Source organism: Promicromonospora sp. NPDC110617, from assembly GCF_055598465.1.
The window spans coordinates 842,117-864,321 of the sequence record NZ_JBVKBM010000001.1 but is presented as its reverse complement, the minus strand read 5'-3'; the positions used below and the strand labels follow the sequence as shown (position 1 = coordinate 864,321).

General features: G+C 74.2%; 19 protein-coding genes. 6 read left to right on the top strand and 13 right to left on the bottom strand.

What is annotated here, in order from left to right; all coding sequences use genetic code 11:
• Positions 1–67 precede the first annotated feature (67 nt).
• The 3 genes from ACZ7LE_RS03665 to ACZ7LE_RS03655 all read right to left on the bottom strand — a co-directional run bounded on the left by ACZ7LE_RS03665 (position 68) and on the right by ACZ7LE_RS03655 (position 2,762).
• Positions 68–427 (bottom strand): NADH-quinone oxidoreductase subunit A, encoded by a 360-nt coding sequence (locus tag ACZ7LE_RS03665; protein ID WP_020016036.1) that lies wholly within the window; start codon positions 425–427, stop codon positions 68–70.
• A 43-nt stretch (positions 428–470) separates the two neighbouring features.
• A complete protein-coding gene (locus ACZ7LE_RS03660) occupies positions 471–1,766 on the bottom strand; it encodes a geranylgeranyl reductase family protein (RefSeq protein ID WP_470402012.1) in 1,296 nt (431 codons plus the stop codon).
• Between the two features lie 300 nt (positions 1,767–2,066).
• Positions 2,067–2,762: a demethylmenaquinone methyltransferase gene (locus tag ACZ7LE_RS03655; protein ID WP_470402011.1), complete on the bottom strand. Its 696-nt coding sequence runs from the start codon at positions 2,760–2,762 to the stop codon at positions 2,067–2,069.
• A 179-nt stretch (positions 2,763–2,941) separates the two neighbouring features.
• Between ACZ7LE_RS03655 and ACZ7LE_RS03650 the strand changes: the two genes are divergently transcribed.
• Positions 2,942–4,417, top strand: coding sequence for an isochorismate synthase (locus ACZ7LE_RS03650; protein ID WP_470402010.1), 1,476 nt, complete (start codon positions 2,942–2,944; stop codon positions 4,415–4,417).
• A gap of 89 nt (positions 4,418–4,506) precedes the next feature.
• Here ACZ7LE_RS03650 and ACZ7LE_RS03645 read toward each other — a convergent pair whose 3' ends face one another.
• Together ACZ7LE_RS03645 and ACZ7LE_RS03640 are read right to left on the bottom strand one after the other, a co-directional pair.
• Complete coding sequence (locus ACZ7LE_RS03645; RefSeq protein ID WP_470402009.1) at positions 4,507–6,270, bottom strand: DUF6114 domain-containing protein; 1,764 nt, start codon at positions 6,268–6,270, stop codon at positions 4,507–4,509.
• A complete protein-coding gene (locus ACZ7LE_RS03640; RefSeq protein WP_285100859.1) occupies positions 6,261–6,854 on the bottom strand; it encodes a DUF6230 family protein in 594 nt (197 codons plus the stop codon). Before ACZ7LE_RS03640 ends, ACZ7LE_RS03645 begins: the two co-directional genes overlap by 10 nt.
• 128 nt (positions 6,855–6,982) lie before the next feature.
• On the opposite strand from ACZ7LE_RS03640, the gene ACZ7LE_RS03635 reads away from it, so the two are divergent.
• On the top strand, positions 6,983–7,612 hold the full coding sequence (locus ACZ7LE_RS03635) for a TetR/AcrR family transcriptional regulator (RefSeq protein WP_377228082.1): 630 nt from the start codon (positions 6,983–6,985) through the stop codon (positions 7,610–7,612).
• A 21-nt stretch (positions 7,613–7,633) separates the two neighbouring features.
• On the opposite strand, the gene ACZ7LE_RS03630 is transcribed toward ACZ7LE_RS03635, so the two are convergent.
• The 4 genes from ACZ7LE_RS03630 to ACZ7LE_RS03615 form a co-directional block, all read right to left on the bottom strand.
• Positions 7,634–8,131 (bottom strand): GNAT family N-acetyltransferase, encoded by a 498-nt coding sequence (locus tag ACZ7LE_RS03630; RefSeq protein ID WP_470402008.1) that lies wholly within the window; start codon positions 8,129–8,131, stop codon positions 7,634–7,636.
• Positions 8,132–8,243: 112 nt separating this feature from the next.
• Positions 8,244–9,917: a S1C family serine protease gene (locus ACZ7LE_RS03625; RefSeq protein ID WP_470402007.1), complete on the bottom strand. Its 1,674-nt coding sequence runs from the start codon at positions 9,915–9,917 to the stop codon at positions 8,244–8,246.
• A 157-nt stretch (positions 9,918–10,074) separates the two neighbouring features.
• Entirely contained in the window at positions 10,075–11,865 is a 1,791-nt protein-coding gene (gene menD / locus ACZ7LE_RS03620; RefSeq protein WP_470402006.1) for a 2-succinyl-5-enolpyruvyl-6-hydroxy-3-cyclohexene-1-carboxylic-acid synthase, read from the bottom strand.
• The gene (locus ACZ7LE_RS03615) at positions 11,862–12,842 is read right to left on the bottom strand and encodes an o-succinylbenzoate synthase (protein ID WP_470402005.1); all 981 of its coding nucleotides are present in this window, start codon (positions 12,840–12,842) and stop codon (positions 11,862–11,864) included. The genes menD and ACZ7LE_RS03615 overlap by 4 nt, the downstream gene beginning before the upstream one ends.
• A gap of 103 nt (positions 12,843–12,945) precedes the next feature.
• On the opposite strand from ACZ7LE_RS03615, the gene ACZ7LE_RS03610 reads away from it, so the two are divergent.
• Positions 12,946–13,905, top strand: coding sequence for an EamA family transporter (locus ACZ7LE_RS03610; protein WP_470402004.1), 960 nt, complete (start codon positions 12,946–12,948; stop codon positions 13,903–13,905).
• Positions 13,906–13,918: 13 nt separating this feature from the next.
• On the opposite strand, the gene ACZ7LE_RS03605 is transcribed toward ACZ7LE_RS03610, so the two are convergent.
• The gene (locus ACZ7LE_RS03605; RefSeq protein ID WP_470402003.1) at positions 13,919–14,521 is read right to left on the bottom strand and encodes a gamma carbonic anhydrase family protein; all 603 of its coding nucleotides are present in this window, start codon (positions 14,519–14,521) and stop codon (positions 13,919–13,921) included.
• Between the two features lie 67 nt (positions 14,522–14,588).
• Between ACZ7LE_RS03605 and ACZ7LE_RS03600 the strand changes: the two genes are divergently transcribed.
• Positions 14,589–15,542, top strand: coding sequence for a 1,4-dihydroxy-2-naphthoyl-CoA synthase (locus ACZ7LE_RS03600; RefSeq protein WP_470402002.1), 954 nt, complete (start codon positions 14,589–14,591; stop codon positions 15,540–15,542).
• Between the two features lie 39 nt (positions 15,543–15,581).
• On the opposite strand, the gene ACZ7LE_RS03595 is transcribed toward ACZ7LE_RS03600, so the two are convergent.
• From ACZ7LE_RS03595 to ACZ7LE_RS03585, 3 genes are all read right to left on the bottom strand, one after another.
• The gene (locus ACZ7LE_RS03595; protein ID WP_470402001.1) at positions 15,582–17,390 is read right to left on the bottom strand and encodes an ABC transporter ATP-binding protein; all 1,809 of its coding nucleotides are present in this window, start codon (positions 17,388–17,390) and stop codon (positions 15,582–15,584) included.
• On the bottom strand, positions 17,377–18,588 hold the full coding sequence (locus ACZ7LE_RS03590) for a DUF1611 domain-containing protein (protein WP_470402000.1): 1,212 nt from the start codon (positions 18,586–18,588) through the stop codon (positions 17,377–17,379). Before ACZ7LE_RS03590 ends, ACZ7LE_RS03595 begins: the two co-directional genes overlap by 14 nt.
• A 164-nt stretch (positions 18,589–18,752) precedes the next feature.
• Positions 18,753–19,832: a DUF3048 domain-containing protein gene (locus ACZ7LE_RS03585; RefSeq protein WP_470401999.1), complete on the bottom strand. Its 1,080-nt coding sequence runs from the start codon at positions 19,830–19,832 to the stop codon at positions 18,753–18,755.
• A 108-nt stretch (positions 19,833–19,940) separates the two neighbouring features.
• Between ACZ7LE_RS03585 and ACZ7LE_RS03580 the strand changes: the two genes are divergently transcribed.
• Together ACZ7LE_RS03580 and ACZ7LE_RS03575 are read left to right on the top strand one after the other, a co-directional pair.
• The gene (locus ACZ7LE_RS03580; protein WP_470401998.1) at positions 19,941–21,227 is read left to right on the top strand and encodes an AMP-binding protein; all 1,287 of its coding nucleotides are present in this window, start codon (positions 19,941–19,943) and stop codon (positions 21,225–21,227) included.
• An 85-nt stretch (positions 21,228–21,312) separates the two neighbouring features.
• Entirely contained in the window at positions 21,313–22,182 is an 870-nt protein-coding gene (locus tag ACZ7LE_RS03575) for a 1,4-dihydroxy-2-naphthoate polyprenyltransferase (RefSeq protein WP_397391428.1), read from the top strand.
• Positions 22,183–22,205: the final 23 nt, after the last annotated feature.

Here is a 22,205-nt window from a genome sequence, read left to right as displayed (position 1 = left end):
TTGCTGCCGGACCCCCGCCCGGCGTCGCTGCCCGGCGCCGTCAGGCGCCGCGCGTCCAGTCGCTCTCTCAGACCCAGTCGAAGCCGCCGCGGCGCCACTCGTAGACGAACGGGACGGTGATCAGCGCCAGGAACGCCAGCATCGCCACCAGCCCGAACGTCGCGAGCGTCGTGAAGTCCACGGCCCACGGGTAGAGGAAGACGACCTCGATGTCGAAGACGATGAATGTCATCGCCACCAGGTAGTACTTGATCGGCAGCCGCCCGCCCCCGACCGCGTGCGGCGTCGGCTCGATGCCGCACTCGTACGAGTCGAGCTTGGCGCGGTTGTACCGCTTGGGGCCGATGATCGCGCTCGCGGCGACCCCGCCGAGCGCCAGGACCGCCCCGATCGCCATGAGGATCAGGATGGGTACGTAGGGATTCATGCTGTGCCCTTCGTGGACGACGTGCCCTTCATGGACGTGATGCTCATGAGCTCGGGACCACCCTGGTCAGGCCTGCGATGACGCGGTCGACCCAGTCGCCGCCGTGCGGCTCGTAGCAGTCGGACAGGAGCTTGAGCGTGAACTGCATGACGACCTTGCGCGGCAGGCCGTACCGGACGCAGACCCGCATGATCTCGGGGTGCTCGATGAGCCGCACGAACCAGCGGCCCAGCGTGTAGTAGCCGCCCAGGTCGGCCCGCATGCGCTCCGCGTAGGTGGCGAGCGTGGCCTCGCGGGCGTCGTCGGTGGCGCGGTGCCGGGCCTGGCTGATCGCCTCGGCGGCCACGCGCCCGGCCTGCAGGCCGTAGGCGATGCCCTCGCCGTTGAACGGGCTCACCATGCCGGCGGAGTCGCCGGCCAGGAGCACGCCGTCCGCGTACAGGGGGCCGCGGTTGTAGCCCATGGGCAGGGCCGCGCCGCGGATGGGCCCGCGCTCCGGCTCGTGCACCAGGTCCCAGCCCTCGGGCGCGCTCTTGTCGAGCCACGTCTCCATGAGCCGCCGGTAGTCGATGCCGGCCGCGGACTGCCGGGCCGGGGTCGAGGACACGCTGCCGAGGCCGACGTTCACCGTGCCGTCGCCGAGCGGGAAGATCCAGCCGTAGCCCGGCAGCAGGGCACTCTTGCCCGGCTCCCCGTCCCACAGCTCGAGGTGCGACTCCATGAACGGGTCGTCGTGCCGCGGCGTGCGGTAGTAGGCCCGCACGGCGGTGCCCATGGGGCGGTCGTCGCGGCGCTCCCGGCCGATGCCGAGCGCGAAGCGCGAGCTGACGCCGTCGGCCGCGACCACCACGGGGGCGCGGAACTCCTTGACGGGGCCCTCCGCGCGGCCGCGGGCGTCCAGCGGCTGGGCGGTGACGCCGACCACGCGGCCGTCGTCGTCGCGCACGGCGCCGGTGACCTTGGTGCGCTCCAGCAGCTTGGCGCCGCTCGCCTGGGCGTGCTGGGCCAGGGTCTGGTCCAGCGTCATCCGGGCGCGGGCCATGCCGTAGCCCGGGTAGGTCGTGAGGTCCGGCCAGTCCAGCTCGTAGGAGCGGCCGCCGCCGTGGACGCGCAGCCCGCGGTTGCGGATCCAGCCGTCCTCCTCGCGGGTGGGCACCCCCATGCGCACGAGCTCGGCCACGGCGCGCGGCGTCAGGCCGTCGCCGCAGATCTTGTCGCGGGGAAACTCGCCCTTCTCCAGCAGCAGCACGTCGAGTCCCGCGGCCGCGCACCAGTGCGCGGTGGACGAGCCGGCCGGACCGGCGCCCACCACGATGACATCCGCGTCGTCGCGTATCACTCTTCGCACGTTCACCCCCGTTGGGAACCCGCTGCCTGGTCGTTGCTGACCTGCTGTGCGGGGTTCGGCAAGGGCTTCCTGACAAGCCCTTGTGAACCCTGTCACAACACCGACACCCTAGCCACACTTAGGGGGGATTGTGTAGGAAGGTTCCCCTTACTTGGGGAGGTCGCGAGGGCTCCCGCCCGGGGCGCCCGAGGCGCACGACGCAACGAGGTCGTGACTTTGCATCGAGATCGGTCCAGCGCTGGACCGATCTCGATGCAAAGTCACGACCTCGCGAAGATGCTGCGGACGGCGTCAGGCCGGGCGGACCGCCCGGTGCAGGGCCACGATGCCGCCCGTGACGTTGCGGTAGGCGGCGTGCTCCCAGCCGGCCTCGAGCATGAGCTTGGCAAGGTCGACCTGCGTGTGCCAGCCCCGGATGGACTCGGCGAGGTAGTCGTAGGAGCCCTTGTCGCGGGTCACCGCGCTCGCCACCACGGGCAGCGCGCGCATCAGGTACTCCTGGTAGACCGTGCGGAACGGGCCCCACGTGGGGGTGGAGAACTCGCAGATCACGATGCGCCCGCCCGGCCGGACGACGCGGCGCATCTCGCGCAGGGCCGCGAGCGTGTCCACCACGTTGCGCAGGCCGAAGCTGATGGTCACCGCGTCGAACGACTCGTCGGCGAAGGGCAGCTGGGTGGCATCGCCCGCGACGAAGGGCAGGTCCGGACGGCGCTGCTTGCCGACCTGCAGCATGCCGATCGAGAAGTCGGACGGGACCACGAAGGCGCCGTCGGCGGCGAAGGGCTCGCTGCTGGTCCCGGTGCCCGCGGCGAGGTCCAGCACGCGCTCACCCGGCATCGCGGCGACGGCCTCGACCGTGAGGCGGCGCCAGCGCCGGTCCTGCCCCATCGAGATGAGGTCGTTCGTCAGGTCGTAGCGGGCGGCGATCCCGTCGAACATCGACGCGACCTCGGCCGGCTTCTTCTCCAGGCTTGCACGGGACATGCGGCCATCGTTTCACGAGGCGGGGGCGTGCTGGGGGCCGCGGGTGATCCGGGTGGTCGGTAGTTGGTCAGGTGTTCGGCATTCCGGGGTGCCGACCACCTGACCAACTGCCGACCACCCGCTGTGACCTCCGTTACCGCCTGCCGCGAGCCGCGGTGGGCGCGCCTATGCTGAAAGCGATGATCGCTTCACCTTCCGGCGGCGCTCCCGGCACACCCACCGGCTCCCCCTCCGGCACCAGCGTGTACGACGGTTGGGCGGTCGAGACACCGCCCGTGTCCGACGAGGCGCCGCCGGGCGCTCCGCACGGCCCGCAGCTCGTGGTCCGCACCGTGGCGACCGACGACCTGCCGGACACCCCGACCGCGCTCGTCGACCGGCTCCCCGACACCCACGCCCTGGCCTGGGTGCGGCACGGCGACGGCCTCGTGGGCTGGGGCGAGGCGCTGCGGTTCGAGACGTTCGGCCCGGGCCGGTTCGCCGACGCCGACGAGGCCTGGCGCCAGGTGCTCGACAACGCCGTGGTGCACGACGACGTCAACCTGCCCGGCAGCGGCCTGGTCGCGTTCGGCAGCTTCGCCTTCGACGACGTCTCCCCCGGGGACGAGTCCGAGGACCCCGCGCGGGCCAGCGGCGTGCTGATCGTGCCGCGCGTCGTCGTCGGGCGGCGGGGCGAGAAGGCCTGGATGACCACGATCTCCCTGGTGGGCGACCGGTCCGCGCCCGTGGGCGAGGACCTGCTGTCGGCCTACCCGCACCAGCCCGTGACGGAGCCGGGCCGGGTGGTCCTGGCCGACGGCGCCGTGGGCGCGGCCGACTGGCCCGCCGTGGTCGCCGAGGGCATCGCCCGGATCCAGACCGGCGAGCTGGAGAAGGTGGTGCTCGCACGCGACGTCGTGGCGACCGCCGAGCACCCGCTCGACACCCGGCACCTGCTGGGCCGCCTCGCGTCCGCCTACGACGCCTGCTGGGCCTTCAGCGTGGACGGCATGGTGGGCGCGACGCCGGAGCTGCTGGTGCGCAGCGAGAAGGGCCTGGTGGCCTCACGGGTGCTGGCCGGCACGATCCGCCGCGAGCACGGCGCGGCGGACGCCGACGACGCCGACCTGCTGCGCGCCGCCCAGCTCGCCCGGTCCTCGAAGGACCTGGAGGAGCACGAGTTCGCGGTGCGCTCCGTGGCCGCCGCCCTGGAGCCGTTCTGCTCGTCGATGAACGTGCCCGAGGCCCCGTTCGTGCTGCACCTGCCGAACGTCATGCACCTCGCGACGGACGTGACCGGCGTGCTGACGGACCAGCACGCGGGGTCGGGCGCGGGAGCGGGACGGCCGGCGCCGTCGTCCCTCTCGCTGGCCGCCGCGCTGCACCCGAGCGCCGCCGTGTGCGGCACACCGACGACCGTCGCGCGCAGCCTGATCCGCGAGATCGAGGGCCTGGACCGCGCCCGGTACGCGGGCCCGGTCGGCTGGGTCGGGGCCGGGGGCGACGGCGAGTGGGGCATCGCCCTGCGGTCGGCGGAGATCTCCGCGACCGACCCGCGCCACATCCGCCTGTTCGCGGGGTGCGGCATCGTCGCGGCGTCGGACCCGGAGGCGGAGCTGGCGGAGTCCGAGGCGAAGCTGGAGCCGATGCGCTACGCCCTGGGCGTCACGCCCTGACCCGCCCGCGTACGCGTTGAGTGCTGGGTATTTGTTGCCGGATCGTCGTCCGGACCGCAAATACCCAGCACTCAACGAAGGCGGGAGGGTCAGGCGTCGCCTGCTCGCGGGCCCTTGCCGATCGGGTGGGCCGGGTCGCCCCAGACCTGCTCACGGAAGGTGTCCCAGACCTGCAGGTCGGACGTCGCGCCGATGAAGCCCATCCGCGCGTCCGTCGCGGTCAGCAGGATCTCGATGAGCGAGGCGCCCTCGAGCACCTTGGTCGCCACCTCGAGAAGGTCCTGGCCGTCGGGCAGGTTCGCGTGGATCGACGACACGTACATGTGCGCGTTGCCCTCGAGCGACACGAAGTTGGCGCGGGTGTCGGTGCCCGCGACCGTGCCCTCGTCGTATGCGTACGACTTGAGCCAGAACCCGTCGACGACGACCTTGTCGGCCGAGATCTTGATGGCGTCGCGGCGCGAGCCGTCGTTCTTGACCGGCACGTTCGCCAGACCGATCCCGTTGATGCCCGTGAGCGGGATCGTGAGGTCCCGGCTCTCCAGGTCGGCGGGGAGCGAGAAGACGGAGCCGTCCTCCTTGGCGCCGCACTGGCCGGGCAGGTCGATGTTGAGGTCGAACTTGCCGCCGAACGTCACCTTCACGCAGGTGCCGAGCTCGGTGTGGAGCGCCTCCTCGATCGTCGCCTGCGGGTCGATCTCGCCGCACGGGTCGCTCGGAGCCTCCTCCGCGGCGTCCGCGGGCACCTCGCCGTCCTGCGTCGGTTCCTGGCACTCGGGCTCGCCGTCCTTGCCCGTGCCGGCATCGTCGCCGGAGCCGCCGTCCGCCTCGTCACCGGAGCCGGCGTCGCCGCCCTCGGCCGGGTCGGTCGCGCCGCCGGTGACGTCGTCGACCGCATCCCCGACCGGGTCCTCGGCCTCGTCGCCCCCGGACTCGGACGTGCTCGGCGACGGTGTCGGCGAGGCGGACGGTTCCGCGTCCCCGTCGTCGCACGCGCCGAAGACGACGCACCAGAACGAGTCGTCCTGCTGGGTCTCGGCCATCGACGTGGTCGCCGGCAGGCTCATGCCGCCGACCGCCATCGCGCCCGCCACCACGACCGCCGCGGACTTCTGCGACAGGGCCTTCAGCGCGCCGCTCAGCGAGTCCGCGCGGGGGATCGACTCGGTCTCCGGGGCGGGCTCGGCGGCCTGCGGCGCCGGCTCGTCCGCCTGCGGGGCGTCGCCGTCCGCGGGCGCGTCGTCCGCGGGTGTCTCGCCCGCGGGCGACCCGGTCCCGGGGCGGTCCGCGGCGGCGGGTTCGGCGGCGGCGTCCGATGCCGGAGCGCCGTCCTGCGCGGTACCGGCGCCTGCGGTGCCGGCGTCCGCCCCGGACCCGGCCTCGCTCCCGGACCCGGCCTCGTCGGCGTCCTCGGCCGTGCCGGCCTCCGCCGCCTCGGGGGCCCAGGAGACGACGACGATGCCGCCGACCACACCGAGCAGGAACCCGATGATCCAGCCGCCGAGGTTCACGCCGGCGATCGAGTAGACGGAGATCGCGAGCGCGATCACGCCGTAGAAGATGCGGTGCACGGGCTGGGCGATCACCAGGATCCCGAGCAGCACCAGGGCGAGCGGCAGGATCGTCGCCTGCGCTCCCTCGACCCCGAACTGCAGCACGACGTTCATGCCGAGCTGGTCCAGCTTGATGGGGCCGGACAGGAGCATCTCCAGGCCCGCGAGCACTACCAGCACGCCCCCGACGAACGGCCGCTGCCTGCGCCAGGGGCGGAAGTCCCTGCGCCAGTCGGCGAACCTCGCGCGCAGTCCGGGGCGGCCGGCGGACGCCGGGCCGTCACCCGGACTCAGAAGCACTCGGTGCCGTCCGTGATCTTGAGGCTGAGGTCCGTCAGCTGGAAGACGGCGGCCTGCGTGCTCCACGACACCTGCTGGAGCCCGTCGATGTCGATCGAGTCGGAGTCCATGGCGAAGTCGCCGGCGTCGCCCTTCTTGGTCGTGTTGACCGTCGAGGCGTCCACACCGATGCGGATGTTCTTGAAGATCGCGGTACCGGACAGGTCGCTCATGCCGATCTGCAGGTCCGTGGCCTTGGCGGGTTCGTCACCGGTGCCCGCGGAGATCAGCAGGCCCACCTTGCCGAGCGGCGTGTCCTGCACGACCGACTGGCAGAGGTTGTAGAGCTGCGCGTCCTTGATGTTCGCGATGGCGGCGGGGTGCTGCGTGCCGTCGGAAGCGGTCGCGACGCCCGCGTACTGCGAGAAGCCGGTGCCCGCGAGCTTGTCGGCGCCGATCTTGAACTGGCTGCCGGAGATGGCGAACGAGACGGGCACTGCGCCCTGTGCAACCCCACCGAGCAGGACGCTGGCGGCAATGGTGACCGGGATGACGGCGAGGGCCACGCGGCCCTTACGTGTCCCCGTGAGCTTGCTGAGCTTCATTGGTGTTCCCCTTATGCCAATGTGAGGACGACGGCATCGTCGTCCCGCCGCGACCGTAGCGCGATTACTGACTCACCGTCAATTGACCCCCTGACGGCGGCGCAAAGCATGCCGGATATGCTCGACACATGGCAACAGCCCGACGCACGCGCCTCCGTCCGGAGGAACGCCGCAACCAGCTCGTGGCCCTCGGAGTCGCGACTCTCGCGGACCGCCCGTTGGCCGAGGTGACCGTCGAGGAGATCGCCGCCGAAGCCGGTGTCTCGACGGGTCTGGTCTACTACTACTTCGGCTCCAAGAACGGCCTGCACCACGAGATCGTGCGCCGCGCGCGCGACTCGATGCTCCACGCCTCCGAGCCGCAGCCCGAGCTCCCGCCCGCCGACCGCCTGGCCAACACCCTGACCCGGCTCGTCGAGTACGTCCGGGAGCACGGCCCCACCTTCTACTCGCTCGTGCGCGGCGCGGCCAGCGGCGACGAGGAGGTGCGCGCGGTGATCGAGGACGCGAGGCGCCAGCAGACCGAGCGCGCCCTCGCCGTCCTCCTGGAGCTGGGCGTGCCGGAGACCGAGCTGCTGCGCATCGCGGTCCGCTCCTGGGTGGCGCTCGCCGAGCAGGCCCTGGTCGACGGCGGCATCAACTCCGACCTCGCCGACGACGAGCTGGTCGGCTACCTCGAGCGCAGTCTGGGCGGTGTCGTCGCCGCCGTGGTACCGGGGGCCGCCGAGGCGCTGTTCGGGGCACGAGCCAAGGCTTGAGCCGGGCCCTGGGCCGGCCGGTCAGAGGGGCTTGACCATCAGCAGGCACGGGTCGTCCGCCCAGAGGTCGGGGAACTCCTCGACCGGGTGGAAGCCGCAGGCGCCGTAGAAGGCGCGGGTCTGGTCGAAACCGGGGTCGTGCGCCGAGGGTCCCAGCGTCTTCACGCTGAGCAGGCGCACGCCCTGGCCGCGCAGGTCGTCCTCGACCCGGGCCATGAGGTCGCGCCCGATGCCTGCGCGGTGGTGCTTGCGCCGGACGGCGAGCAGGTGCACCTCGGCCGACGTCGGGTAGCGCTGGTCCAGGAGCAGCACGCCGAGCACGTCGTCGGCCGGGACCGCGCCGCCGTCCGCCCCGACGGAGGGCGAGGCGACCGCGAGGTAGTTGGGGAACCGGTCCGCCGCCTCGACGTACTCGTGCGTGAACCGGTCGATGCCGAACCACTCCGGCAGCTCCTCGAGGATGTCGTGTGCGGCATCCGACCTGCCGAGGGTCCTGACCACGGTGTACGTCCCAGACACGCGGACCAACCTAAACCGGTCGGGCCAAGTTCACCCGCTGAACGCGAATACGAGTCAGACCCCCAGGTCACTCGCGTGATCTGAGGGTCTGACACGTGTCCTGCAGGGCGGGTCAGCCCTGGTTGTTGAAGAAGTCCTGGAGCCAGTCGGGGATGTTGTTCGGGTTGGTCTGGTCCGAGCCCGAGCCGTCCTGCTGGCCCGGCAGCTGCCCCTGCTGGTCCTGCTGGTTCTGGTCCTGCGAGTCCTGGGTCGCGGACTCCTCCTTCACCGCGAGCGTCACCGTGACCTCCTCGGTCTTGCCGTCGCGGACGATGGTCAGCACCGACTTGTCGCCGGCCGCCTTCTCCCGCACGAACGCCGTGAGCGACTCCGGCCCGTTGACCGCGTCGCCGTCGATCGCCACGATCACGTCGCCCTGCTGGATCCCGGCCTTGCCGGCGGGCGAGTCGGCGACGACGTCCTCGACGCCCGCGCCGCGCCGGGTGACGCCGTCGGCCGTCGCGGTGGCGTCCGACATCGAGACCCCGAGGAACGCGTGCTCCGCGGTGCCGTTCTCCTTGAGCTGGTCACCGATCTGCGTGGCCAGGTTGCCGGGGATGGCGAAGCCCAGGCCGATCGAGCCGGAGCTGCTGGACGTCCCGCCACCGCCGCTCGACAGCGTCGCGATCGAGGACGTGATGCCGATGACCTCGCCCGACGCGTTGAACAGCGGACCACCCGAGTTGCCGGGGTTCACCGCGGCGTCGATCTGGATCGCGTTGGTCACCACCTGGTCGGACCCGTCCTCGGCGCTGGCCGTGACCGGGCGGTCCAGGGCGGACACGATGCCCGTCGTGGCGGTGTTCGCCAGACCCAGCGGGTTGCCGAGCGCCATCACGGGCTCGCCCACCACGACGTCGTCCGAGTCGCCGAACTTCGCCGGCTTCAGGTCCGACGGCGGGTCCGTCAGCTGCACGACGGCGAGGTCCGTGGTCGGGTCGGTGCCGACGATCTTCGCCTCGTACACGCTGCCGTCACTCAGGGTGACCTGCACGGTCTGCGCGCCGGAGACGACGTGGTTGTTGGTCAGGACCCGGCCGTCGGAGTCCAGCACGACGCCGGAGCCCTCCGCGCCGCCCGCCTGGCTCTCGACCTGGATCGACACCACGGACTCCTGCACCGCGGAGGTGACCGCGGTCCAGTCCGGGTTCTCGACGGTCGAGCTCTTCACGGGGACGGTCTGGTTGTTCGTCTGCCCGACGTCGGCGAGGGAGGCCGCGCCGTCCGAACCGTTCGTGAGCGAGATGGCACCGGCCGTACCCAGGCTCGCCAGCAGCGCGGCGGCCGCGGCGGCGCTGACCACGGGGACCCAGGTGCGGTTCCGCGGCCGCGGCTCGGCGGTCGCGGTGGCGGGGGCTGCGTAGGGGTTGACGTAGGACGGCGACGGCGTGGGCGGGCCGCCGGGGGCCACGGTCTGCACGGGCGTCGTGTGGTGCTGGGCGGGGGCGTGCTGGGCCGGCGCGTGCTGCGCCGGGACCTGCTGCGTAGGGGCGGGGGCCGGTGCGTGCTGGGCCGGTGCGTGCGCCCGCTCGTGCTGGGCCGGCGTCATGCCCGCGGGCGTTCCACCCTGAGGCGAGACGCTCTCGGGCAGCGTGGGGACGGGCGCCGTCGACTGCGCAGGGGTCGGGGACTGCTCGGCGCCCGCGTTCTGGGCGGGTGCCGGGCCGGCGACCGGCAGCTGCTGGGTCGGCTGCGCTTCGGACGGCTGCTGGTCCGGCTGCGGAGTGGTGCTGTTCTGCTCGGTCATCGTGACCCTCCTTGAAGTCAGAACTAGTTGACACCCCGTTCCTTGTCCCACCCTTAAACGAGTCTGTGAGTTCCCTGCATAACCCGAGACCCCGCTGAGTGCGGGCTATCTGCGCCTCCAGGCGGCCCGGAAGCGCAGATAACCCGCACTCAGCGGTTCAGTGTGCGGCGGTTGCGGCCTCCTGGACCCTGGCCGCCAGGGCGCGCGACTCCGTCAGGCGGTCGCCGCGCGGCACGCGCACCTCGATGACCTGGATGCCGTGGCTGGGCGCCTGCAGCGCGTGCCGGAGGGTCGGCACGTCCTTGACGAGCTGGTGGTCCACCCCGTACCCCGCGCAGAGCTGCGCCAGGTTCGCCCCGTGCGGCGTGCCGAACACCCGCTCGAACGTGGCGCCCGCGGCGTCCCCGGTCGCGGCGAGCGCCCCGTGCTCCAGGGTTGCGAAGATCGAACCGCCGTCGTCGTTCACCACCACGATCTCCAGGTCCACCTGGTGCTCGTCGGGACCGCGCAGCAGGCCGCCGACGTCGTGCAGGAACGTGAGGTCGCCCAGGAGGGCGCGTGTGCGCAGGCCGCGGCGGGCGGCGGCGAGGGCCACGCCGGCCGCCGTCGACACGGTGCCGTCGATGCCCGCGAGGCCGCGGTTGGCGAGGACGGCGGGGCCGGGGCCGTCGAGGCCGAGCACCAGCTCCAGGTCCCGCACGGGGTTCGAGGAGCCGACCACGAGGAGGTCGGCAGGGCCCAGGACGCGGGCCACGGCGCGCGCCACGGAGAGGGCTGTCGGACCGCCGAGCACCGCGTCGTCGCAGGTCACCTGGTCCAGGACGCGCGCGGCGGCGGCGCCCGCCGTCCGCCAGCGCTCCAGGAACGGGGTGGGCTGCTCGGCGGTCGGCTCGAACCAGACGGGCGCCAGGCCTGGCAGCACGACGGCGGCGTTGCGGGCCGCGTCGGGCCAGGGACCCGCGCCCGGTGCGACGACGGTGACCGCCACGGACGGGCGGCCCAGCAGCCGCTGCACCGGCCGCGACAGCGTGGGGCGGCCGAGCACCACCGCCTGCTCGATGTCGTCGGCGAGCTCGGCGGAGCCGAGCAGCAGCCGGTACCCGGCGATCGCGTGGGTGCCGCCCGTGGCGCCCGACGACGGCTCCGCGAACAGCGGCCAGCCCTGCGCCTCGGCGAGCTGCCGCGCCTCGGGGCCGGCGCCGTCGCCCGCGACGACGACGGTGCGCGCCGGGTCGCCGGGCAGCGCCGGCGAGCCGAGGTGCTGCAGCACGGCGGGCACGACGAGCGGCGGGTCGGGCTGGGGATACCCCTCCTGCGCGGTGTCCGCGGGCGGTCCGGGCAGCGGGGCGGACGGCGTCAGCGGGTCCCGGAAGGCGAGGTTGAGGTGCACCGGCCCCGGGTGTCCCGAGCGGAACCCGAGCGCGGCGCTGACCGCGCGGGCGGAGACGCTCCGCAGGTCGCGGACCGCCTCGTCGTCCAGGCCGGACCCGCCGGCCGGGTCGGCCGGAACCGACGGGCCGGCCGGCGCCGGGACGTCCACGGCGAACCGCACCGCCGAGCCGAAGATGCCCACCTGGTCGGTGGTCTGCGACGCGCCGGTGCCGCGCAGCTCGTGCGGGCGGTCGGCCGTGAGCAGGATGAGCGGCAGGCCCGTGTGGCTCGCCTCCAGCACGGCCGGGTGCAGGTTCGCGACGGCGGTGCCCGACGTCGTGACGACGGCGACCGGCGCGCCCTCCGACCCCTTGGACAGGCCGAGCGCGAGGAAGCCGGCGTCGCGCTCGTCGATCCGGACGTGCAGCGTGAGCCGGCCTGCGTCGGCGGCCTCGGCCACGGCATAGGCCAGGGGGGCGCTGCGCGAGCCGGGCGCGAGCACGACGTCCTGCACACCCCGGGTGACCAGGTCGGCGACGAGGGCTCGGGCGGCGGCCACGGCGGGCGGGATGGTCATGCGTCCTCCAGGATCCGGGTCAGGCGGTGGTACCGGGCGAGCCAGCGGTCCGTCGTCGGGCCGTCGGCGGGCATGGCCGCGAGCGCCTCGGGTGACGGTTCCGGACGGCGCACGGGGAGCGCGCCGTCGACGGGCAGCAGGGGCTCGGCGACGACGTCGTGCGCCAGGAGCTGGGACGTCGCGAGCCCGCAGGCGTACGGCAGCTCGGGGAGCGCGGCAGCCAGCGCGACGCCGGCGGCGAGCCCGACCGAGCTCTCCAGCGCGGACGAGACGACGACGGGCAGGCCGACCTGCTCGGCGAGGTCGAGGCAGGCGCGGACGCCGCCGAGGGGCTGGACCTTGAGGACCACGATGTCGGCGGCCTCCTGGCGCACGACGCGCATCGGGTCAGAGGCGCGGCGGATCGACTCGTCGGCCGCGACGGGCACGTCCTGCTTGCGGCGCACCAGGGCGAGCTCGTCGACGTCGGCGCAGGGCTGCTCGACGTACTCCAGCCCGCCGGCGGCGCGGTCGATCTCGGCGAGGTGGGCCAGTGCCTCGCCCGGGGTCCAGGCGGCGTTGGCGTCGACCCGGATCGCGCCGTCGGGCCCGAGGGCGTCGCGGACGGCGGCGACCCGCTCGATCTCGGCACCCACGGGTTCGAGCGTGCCGTCGGGGCCGCGCTGGGCGACCTTGACCTTGGCGGTGCGGCAGCCGCCGGACGCGAGCACGATCTCGCGCGCCCGTTCCGGCCCGACGGCGGGGACGGTCACGTTGACCGGCACGCTCCGCCGCACGGCGTCGGGCCAGCCGGTGAAGGCGGCCTCGTGCGCGGCGCGCAGCCAGGTGGCGGACTCCTCGTCGTCGTAGTCCCAGAACGGGGACAGCTCGCCCCAGCCGGCGGGGCCGTGCAGGAGCACGCCGTCGCGCACGTCGATCCCGCGAAAGCGGGTCCGCAGGGGCGTGGACCAGACCACGGGTTCACCGATCAGCAGCACGCCCCCAGGTTATCGACCGGGCAGCTGCCCGGGTCGCGTTCGGCTACGACCAAATGACGTGTTGCCCGGGGCCGTGGTCGTCGATACTCCACGTGTGGTCCCCATGAACGACGACAGCGCTCGACGCGGCCCGACCCCGGGGCCGTCGCTGACCGTTCTGCTGACCGGACTGGTGGGGCGCGGCCTCGGCGGGGTCCCGCCGACGGCCCTCGTCCTGCTCGGCATCGTCAGCGTCCAGCTCGGCTCCGCGCTGGCCAAGCAGCTGTTCGGCGAGGTGGGCAGCTTCGGGACGGTCGCCCTGCGCCTGTTCTTCGCCGCGGCGATCCTGCTGCTCCTGTGGCGGCCGTCGCTGCGGCTGACTCGTCGGGTGTGGAGCGTGGTGGTCGCCTACGGCCTGACCCTCGGCCTGATGAACCTCTGCTTCTACCTGGCACTGGACCGGCTCCCGCTGGGGATCGCGGTCACCGTCGAGTTCCTCGGGCCGCTCGCGGTGGCGCTGATCGGGTCGAGGCGGTGGCTGGACGCGCTCTGGGCGGTGCTCGCAGCAGCCGGTGTGGTCCTGCTCATGGGCGGTGGCGGCGACGTGAACCTCGTCGGCCTGCTGTTCGCCCTCGGCGCCGGGGTGTGCTGGGGCCTGTACATCTGGGTCAGCGCGGCGCTGGGCCGCCACACCACCGAAGGCAACGGCCTGGCCCTGGGCATGCTCGTCGCGGCGGTGGTCGCGGTTCCCGTCGGCGTGGCCGACAGCGGAGCGGCGCTGGTCCAGCCGTGGGTCCTGGTCGCGGGGCTCGGTCTCGCCCTGTTGTCGTCGGTGGTCCCGTATTCGCTCGACCTGGAGGCGCTGCGCACGATGCCGCCGCGCGTCTTCGGCATCCTGATGAGCCTCGAACCGGCCATGGCGGCTCTCATCGGCCTCGTCGTGCTCGGGGAGCTGCTGCACTGGTCGCAGTGGATCGCGGTGCTGTGCGTCGTCATCGCGTCGGTGGGAGCCACGCGCGGCGCGCGCCCCGAGGTCCGGCCGGAGGACGTCGCGCCGGCACGGCAACCGGAGCGCCCGAACTAGGCGGCCCGCGCCGCTACGTGGTCCCGTCGACCGGCGCGTCGTCGCGGTGCGCACCGTAGAAGTCCGACTGGCGGCGCATGAGCTCGCGCATCGGGACGTCCCGGCCCACCCCGTAGACGGTGCCCGGGAAGTCGAGCTCGCGCTGGATCGCCCAGATCTCCTCGTGTCGGTCCGGGGGCAGGATCGTGGCCGGGTCGCCCACGGCCACCCAGCTGATCGGCACGAGGCCGCCCGGGGCGATCCTGGTGTTGACCTGCACCACGCCGTTGATGCGTACCTCGGCGCCCGCGCCGACGACGCTGCCGGGGAACAGCGAGGCGCCCGTCGCGACGAAGACCTCGTCCTCGACCGTGCTGCCGTTGACGTGCGCGTGGGGGCCGATCAGCACCGCGGCGCCGATCCGGGCGGGGTGGTCCGCGCGTCCGCGCACGAGCGCGTTCTCCATCACCACCGTGTCCTCGCCGATGACGACGGCGCCGTCCTCGGCCGTGAGGACCGCGCCGTGCAGGATCCTGGCTCCGGCGGCGATCCGGACGTCCCCCACGACGGTCGCCGACGGGGCGACGTACGCCGACGGGTCGACCGACGGTTCGAGTCCGCGATGACGAACGAGCATGGGCGCTCCTCTCCTCGCGGACACCCTAGGTGCCGACACCGACACCGCCCGAACTAGGCTGGTCCGCGTGAGCACGAGCACCGAACTCCCCCGTCAGGTCTCCGAGACGTTCGACCCGCAGCGCTGGCGCACGGTCGCCGGGTTCGAGGACCTGACCGACCTCACGTACCACCGCGGCGTCGACCGTAGCGGCCCCGAGCCGCGCGACCTGCCCGTGGTGCGCGTCGCGTTCGACCGGCCGGAGGTGCGCAACGCGTTCCGCCCGCACACCGTGGACGAGCTGTACCGGGTCATGGACCACGCCCGCATGACGTCCGACGTCGGTACGGTGCTGCTGACCGGCAACGGCCCCTCCCCCAAGGACGGCGGCTGGGCGTTCTGCAGCGGCGGCGACCAGCGCATCCGCGGGCGCGACGGCTACCGCTACGCCGAGGGCGAGAACGCCGACTCGATCGACCCCGCCAAGGCCGGCCGCCTGCACATCCTGGAGGTGCAGCGCCTCATGCGGACCATGCCCAAGGTCGTGGTCGCGGTCGTGGACGGCTGGGCCGCCGGCGGCGGCCACTCGCTCCACGTCGTCGCCGACCTCACGGTCGCCTGCCGCGAGCACGGCAAGTTCAAGCAGACCGACGCCGACGTCGGCTCGTTCGACGCCGGCTACGGCTCCGCCTACTTCGCCCGCCAGCTCGGGCAGAAGCGCGCCCGCGAGGTCTTCTTCCTGGCCCGCGAGTACTCCGCCGACGACGCCGAGCGCTGGGGCTCCGTCAACGAGGTCGCCGCCCACGAGGACCTGGAGGGGCTGGCGCTGGAGTACGCGCGGATCATCGCGGGCAAGTCGCCGCAGGCCATCCGGATGCTCAAGTTCGCCTTCAACGCCGCCGACGACGGCATCGCCGGCCAGCAGGTGTTCGCCGGCGAGGCGACGCGGCTGGCGTACATGACGGACGAGGCGGTCGAGGGCAAGGAGGCGTTCCTGGAGCGCCGCGACCCCGACTGGTCGGCCTTCCCGTACTACTACTGACCGACCACCCGACTGACTCGGCGGTCGGTCACCACCGGGTCAGTCGTCGTCCGCCGGGCGGCCGTCCGGCGTGACCGGGACCGGCCCGGCGGCCAGGCGGACCTCCTCGGCGCCGAGCGCCCGGGCCAGGTCGTCGGACCCCGTGAACAGCACGACCCCCGGGTACCCGTCGAGCACGTCCGCGAGCCGGTCGCGCCCCTCGTCGTCCAGGTCGCGGTCCAGGTCGGCGACCAGGAGCAGCGGCGGCTCGCCGTAGACCGCGCGGGCCAGCGCGAGCCGGGCACGCTGGTCGACGGTCAGCGGCTCCCCGCCGGCGCGCAGCACGGTGCGGGGCCCGTCCGGGAACCGGCCGACGTCGAGGCCCACCGCCTCGAAGACCGCGTCGGCCGTGGCGTCGTCGAGGTCCGGACGGCGGTAGCGCAGCGCGCGCCGCAGCGTGCCGCGCTCGAACACGCTGCCCCGGGTCGCGAGGCCGACGAGCGCCCGCCCCTCCCCCGGCGCCACCGCCCGCAGGTTCCGCCCGGCCACCCAGATCTCGTCGGTGGTCCCGGCGGGCGCGAGGTCGAGGCCCACGACCCGCCGCATCAGGCGCAGCGGCGCCTCCGCATCACCACCGGCGACGTCGCCGCGACCGCGACCGCCGCTGCCGGCGTCGGCACCACCACCGTCGACGCCGCTCAGCCGGATCCGGGCGCCCGGCCCCGCACGCAGCGGCGACCCGTCCGGGACGAGGCCGGGGAGCACGAGGTGCACCCGGCCGGGCCCGTCCGCGCCGTCCGGCACGTCGGCCTGCGCGGCCACGCTGCTCGCCTGCTCGTGCTCCGCCTTCCGGCGGGCGGCGTCGGCGAGCGCCGGGACGAGCACGGCGCGGGCGGCCAGGAAGGTCTGGCGGTACTCGACGATGCGGCCCAGGTCCACGATCGGGGTGGAGGCGAGCCCGGCCATGGCCATCGCGGCCACGGTGACGGCCGGGTCGAGCCCGCGCACCACGCCGACGGCGGCGACGGCGAGCGTCGCGAGCAGTGCGGCGACCGTGCCCCCGGCCCGCAGCGCACCGACGGTCGCCGACCGGTCGACGGCGCGGTCGACCACGTCGTCGGACGCCGAGTCGATGTGGTCGAGCTCGCGGCCGGCGCCGCGCGCCGCGATGATCCCCTCCGAGGCCCCGACCGTGTCGGCGATCCGCGTGGCCATCCGCCCGCGAGCCCGCCGCAGCCGCCGCGACTTCAGGTACGCGGTGCGCGCCCAGGGCACCATGACGGCGGCGAGCACGCCCAGCGGAAGCAGGAACCCGAGGCCGAGGAACGGGTCGAGCACCGTGAGCCCGACGGCGGACCCGGCGATGAGCGGGATGCCTGCCGCGAGCGGTCCGACCCCTTGGGACACCCAGTTGCGCACGCTCGCGAGGTCGTTGGTGGTGCGGGCCACGGTGATGCCGAGGTGGGTGCTGCCGCCCGGCGTGAGCTCCGACTCGACCAGCTCACGGCGCAGCTCGCGCACGTAGTCCTGACCGAGCCGCTCCGCGACGACCCGCTCCTCGATGCGCAGCCCGCCGATGGCCACCGCCGTCGCCACGATGCTCAGGATCGCGATGACCACGGGCCACGCGCTGCCCGGCCGAAGCTGCGTCAGCGCCCAGGCGCCGACCGCCCCGAGCGCACCCTGGGCGATGCCGAGCGCGGCGAGGCCGACGACCCAGCGGCGTCGGGCGCCGACGAAGATCCGCGGCAGGCCACCCGGTTCGGGCACGCGGCCACCCTGTTCGGGCGAGCCGCCGTCCGGCCCGCGCGACGGCGCCCCGGGCGACGGTACGCCGGAGCCGGACACCGCGGACTCAGGCGACCGCATGGCCCGCGCCGAGCCGCGCGTCCCCCAGCCCCGCGGCCGCCCACGCGACGGCGGGCAGGCAGAGGTCGTAGGTCGGCACGACATCCACGTCGAGCGCCCGGCGGGCCTCCGCGGTGGCCAGCGGCGAGGCCGTGAGCACCCCCGACACGACCGACGGTTCGGCGCCGAGGGCCCGCAGCGCCGCGACGCCGCCGCTCGCCCCGAGGGCGTCCCCGGCCGCGAACACGACGCGGTCGACCACCGAGCGGAACGCGTCGTCGACCAGCAGCCGACCGGTCTCGCCCTGGTAGACGCCGTCGGCGATCTCGATGAGCACGACGCCCGGCGCGGGCGCACCCGGCCGCACCGGGGACGCCAGCACGTCCGCCATCGTCGCAAAGACGTCGCGGACGTCCTCGAACGGGAGGCCGAACGTGCTGGGCAGGCCGAAGTCGGTGAAGTCGAGGACGTGGCTCGCCCCCGCGTCGACGAAGTGGTGCGCGTCGTTGCCCGCACCCGTCCCCGTCGCCTTGCCGGCGTGGACCGTGAGCCCGGCCGCCGTCAGGCCGTGGGCGAGGCAGGCCAGCGTGGTGGACTTCCCCGAGTTCATCGACGTGCCGATGACCGCGATCACCGGGACGCGCGCGGCGTTGCCCGTCGCGTTCCCCGCCGCGCGCACCGGGTGCGGCGCGTGGGCCGCGAGGTTGACGGCCGTGCCCGACGTCGTGAGCAGGCCGATCGGCTCGATCACCGTGGCGTCCTTGACCGCGGCGTGCTGGTCCACCACCCGCGAGGCGAGCCCGCCGGCGGCGGCGAGGTGACACGGCCCGAGGTCCTCCGGGAGGACGGCGAGGAACTGGTCCGCGGCGTAGCGCGACCCGTACGCCACGACGATCTCGTCGCCCTCGAACAGGATCTGCCGCCGGGAGACGGGCGACTCGAGCCGACGGTGCTGGCCGATCGTGACCACGCGCGCCAGCACGACGTCCCCGGGCCGCGGTGCCCGGGTCAGGTCGGTGTCCAGGCCGAAGGCGGCCGGGTCCTGCTCGATCGCCGCGGCGACGAACCGCGTGGAGTAGGCCTTCTTGGCGCGCAGCAGACGGTGCGCGGCCGGGTCCGGCATCCGCACGGCTGCGGGGGCGGCGTCGGCCCGCAGCGGTACGGCGACGGGGCGCGGGTCGAGCCCGCGCAGCTCCGGGGAGGTCTCAAGGATGCTCATGGCGGCCACGCTTTCTTGTCGAGGGACGCGATGGTGCGACGTCGTTACTCAACAAGCCCGCCATGAACTCGTGATGAGACCCGGATGAAGGCTTTCTCATCAGCCACGACGGCCGTCCGCCGTCGCCGTGCGGGAAGAATACCCGGGCCGGCGGCGGCCCCGGATCACCCCACCTGCCAGCTCCCCTTGCCCTTCGGGACGAGCTCGATCCACGTGTTGCCCGGGTCCAGGAGCACGTGCTCGCCGTCGCCGGTCCGCAGCACGATCGGCGAGTTCAGGTCCTTCTTGGACCACGTCACCGAGAGGCCGTGCCCCATCGACAGCAGCGTGCCCTTGCCGCTGCGCCCGGCGAGCCGGTGCTCCGGAACGGGCGCCCCGGCCGGGTCCCGCCACTTCGTGTTGAACACCTCGGTGGAGAGCACCAGGACGTTCCGCGCGGCGTGCCGGCGGCCGTCCGCGGCGACGGACGGCGCGGAGCCCTCGCTGCGCAGGTACTTCCGGTTGTCCCCGTCCCACGTCCAGACGGTGCGCTGCAGCGTGGACAGGCGCACGTCGACCGAGCGGGCGACCTTGCCGTCCTGCGGCGCCGAACCCCGGCCGACCTTGCGCGCGTACTCGAACTGGGCGGGGGGCGGGCTCGTCCGCTGCCCGTCGGCCTGCTCGACCCACGTGGGAACGTGCCCGATCACGTTGTGCGGCGCGGCCCGGCCGGGATCGCGCCGGAAGCCGGGGGCGCCCTTGTCCATGATGACCGTCTGGGTGCCCGCCCGCTGCGCGGCGGCGATGAACGGGCCCTGCCCGCCGGAGAACGCCAGGATCCCGTCGAGCGGCGCCACGATCGCGGCGTCCATGGGGCGGATGGAGCGCACCGGCTCGACGGCGTCCGGGAGGTTCGAGTGGTAGGTCGCGACGAAGCGGGTGATGCCGCCCTCGACGACCTCCTCCCACACGATGTCGGCCTCCACCAGGCCGCTCTGCGGCCGGGCCGCGGTCGCGTTCTCGATCTTCACCGACACCGCGGGACGGTGCGCGATCTTCTCGGTCCGCACGCCCGTGAGCGGCCACACCAGCGGCACCTCCGGCTCGGGCGGCCCGCCCCGGTCGCCCTCGACCGAGGCCGCCACCGTGGTGGTGGGCGTCGCCTGCGCCTCGGCGGGGCGGCCCCCGTCACATCCGGTCAGCCCGACCGCCAGCACCATGGCCGCACCCGTGGCACGGACCGCCGTCCTCCAACGCGTGGTCATCGGTACTCCTCCGCGAGTGTTCGGTGCCGAGCCCCGAGGGGTCCGTGTGGCGCACACCTTACAGATCCGCGCGACGCCCGGCCCCTCGAGCGCGCTTACGCTCAGGAGGTGACCCTGACCGACCCCGCGGGCGCCGTGGTGCGCGCCGTCCGGGACGCCCTCGACGGCGGCGCCGTCTACGCCCCCCAGCCCCGCCTGTCCGACGCTGCAGTACCGCCCGGCACCGCGCTCGTGCTCCGGACCTCCGGTTCCACGGGAAACCCCCGCGAGGTCGCGCTGAGCGCCGCGGCCCTGCGGGCCTCGGCCGAGGCCACCCACGACCGGCTCGGCGGGCCCGGCCGCTGGCTGCTGGTGCTGCCGCCCACGCACGTCGCGGGCGTCCAGGTGGTCAACCGGACGGTCGTGGCGGGGACCGAGGTGCGCGTCGGCGACCTGACCCCCTTCACGCCCGGCGCGTTCGCCGCCCTCGCGCGGGACTTCCTCGACTCCACGGGCACGGACGGGGGTGGCCGCGCCTACGTCTCGATCGTGCCCACCCAGCTCCACCGGCTCGTCGCCGCGGCCGACGGCGGGGGCGCGGCCGACGGCGGGGACGGGACCGGGACCCGGGACGACGACGACGGCGCCGGCCTCGCGGCGCTCGCGCGGTTCGACGGCGTACTGGTCGGCGGCGCCGCGACCCCCGCCCCGCTCCTGGCCCGCGCGCGGGCCGCCGGGGTCCGCGCCGTGACGACCTACGGCATGTCCGAGACGAGCGGCGGCTGCGTGTACGACGGCGTCCCGCTGGCGGGCGTGCGGGTGCGGCTGGCCGACGCCGGGAGCCCCGACAGCGCGACCGGCGTCGTCGAGCTGTCCGGCCCCGTGCTCGCCGAGGGCTACGTGGGCGACCCCGACGCGACGGCCACCGCCTTCCGCACCGACCCCGACGGCACCCGCTGGTTCCGCACGTCCGACCTGGGCCGCCTCGACGACGGCCGCCTGACGATCCTCGGCCGGGCGGACGACGTGATCCTCACCGGCGGGGTCAACGTCGCCCCGGCCGCCGTCGAGGACGCGATCGCCGGGCACCTGGCCGGGCGCGGCACACCCGGCGAGGCGTGCGTCGTCGGCGTGCCCGACGCCGAGTGGGGCCAGGCCGTGGTCGCCGTCCTCGCCCTGCCGGGCCACGCGCCCGCCGTCGGCCCACCGGAGAACCTGGCCGACGCCGGCGGCGAGCTGCTGGCCGGGCTGCGCACCGCCGTCGGCGCACTGCTGGGGGCGCCGGCGGCGCCGCGCCGCGTGTACGTGACCTCGGCCCTGCCGACCCGGGGCCCGGGCAAGGTGGACCGCCGGGCGGTGCGCGACGCCGTCGTGCGGGCCGAGCGAATTCCGGGCCGGGAACCCGTGCGACCATGACTTCGTTCCTCCGCCAGGACCGGGCCCCGGCCCGGTGCCGCTGTGGCGAGGACCCAGGCACACCCCACGAACGAAGGACACGCTGATGGCCACTGCCGCCGAGTGGATCTCCGGGGCACGGCCCCGCACGCTGCCGGCGGCGGCCGCCCCCGTCATGGTGGGTACCGGCGCGGCCGCGCAGGTCGGCTCCTCCGCCTGGCTGCCCGCGCTGCTCGCGCTGGGCGTCGCCCTCGCGCTGCAGGTGGGCGTCAACTTCGCCAACGACTACTCGGACGGCGTGCGGGGCACCGACCTCGACCGCGTCGGACCGATGCGGCTCACGGCGTCGGGCGCCGCCCCGCCGCGCGCGGTGAAGGGTGCCGCCTTCGCGGCGTTCGGCGTCGCGGGGGTGCTGGGCCTGATCCTGTGCGCGGTGTCGGGGCACTGGTGGCTGCTCGCGGTCGGCGCGGTGAGCGTGGTCGCCGCCTGGTACTACACGGGCGGCAGGACGCCGTACGGGTACCGGGGCCTGGGCGAGATCGCCGTGTTCGTGTTCTTCGGCCTGGTCGCGGTGCTCGGCACCACGTACACGCAGGCCGACCGCATCACGTGGCCCGCGGTGCTCGGCGCCGTGGGCGTGGGCCTCATCGCGTGCGCGCTGCTCATGGTGAACAACCTGCGTGACATCCCCACCGACGTCCTCGCTGGCAAGCGCACCCTCGCGGTACGGCTCGGCGACTACCGGGCACGTCGCGCGTACATCGCGATGATCTGGGTCCCGGTGCTGCTCGGCGCGCTGTGCGTGTTCTGGGCGCCGTGGTCGCTCGTGGTGCTGCTGCTGCTCGGCCCGGCGGCGCTGCTGTCCATCCCGATCCTCGCCGGGGCGCGCGGCAAGCTGCTCGTCCCGGTCCTGGCGGGCACGGGGCTGTACGAGCTGGGCTACGGGCTGCTGCTCTGGTTCGGCCTGTCGATCTGATCCCCCCGAACGGGTCAGCCGCT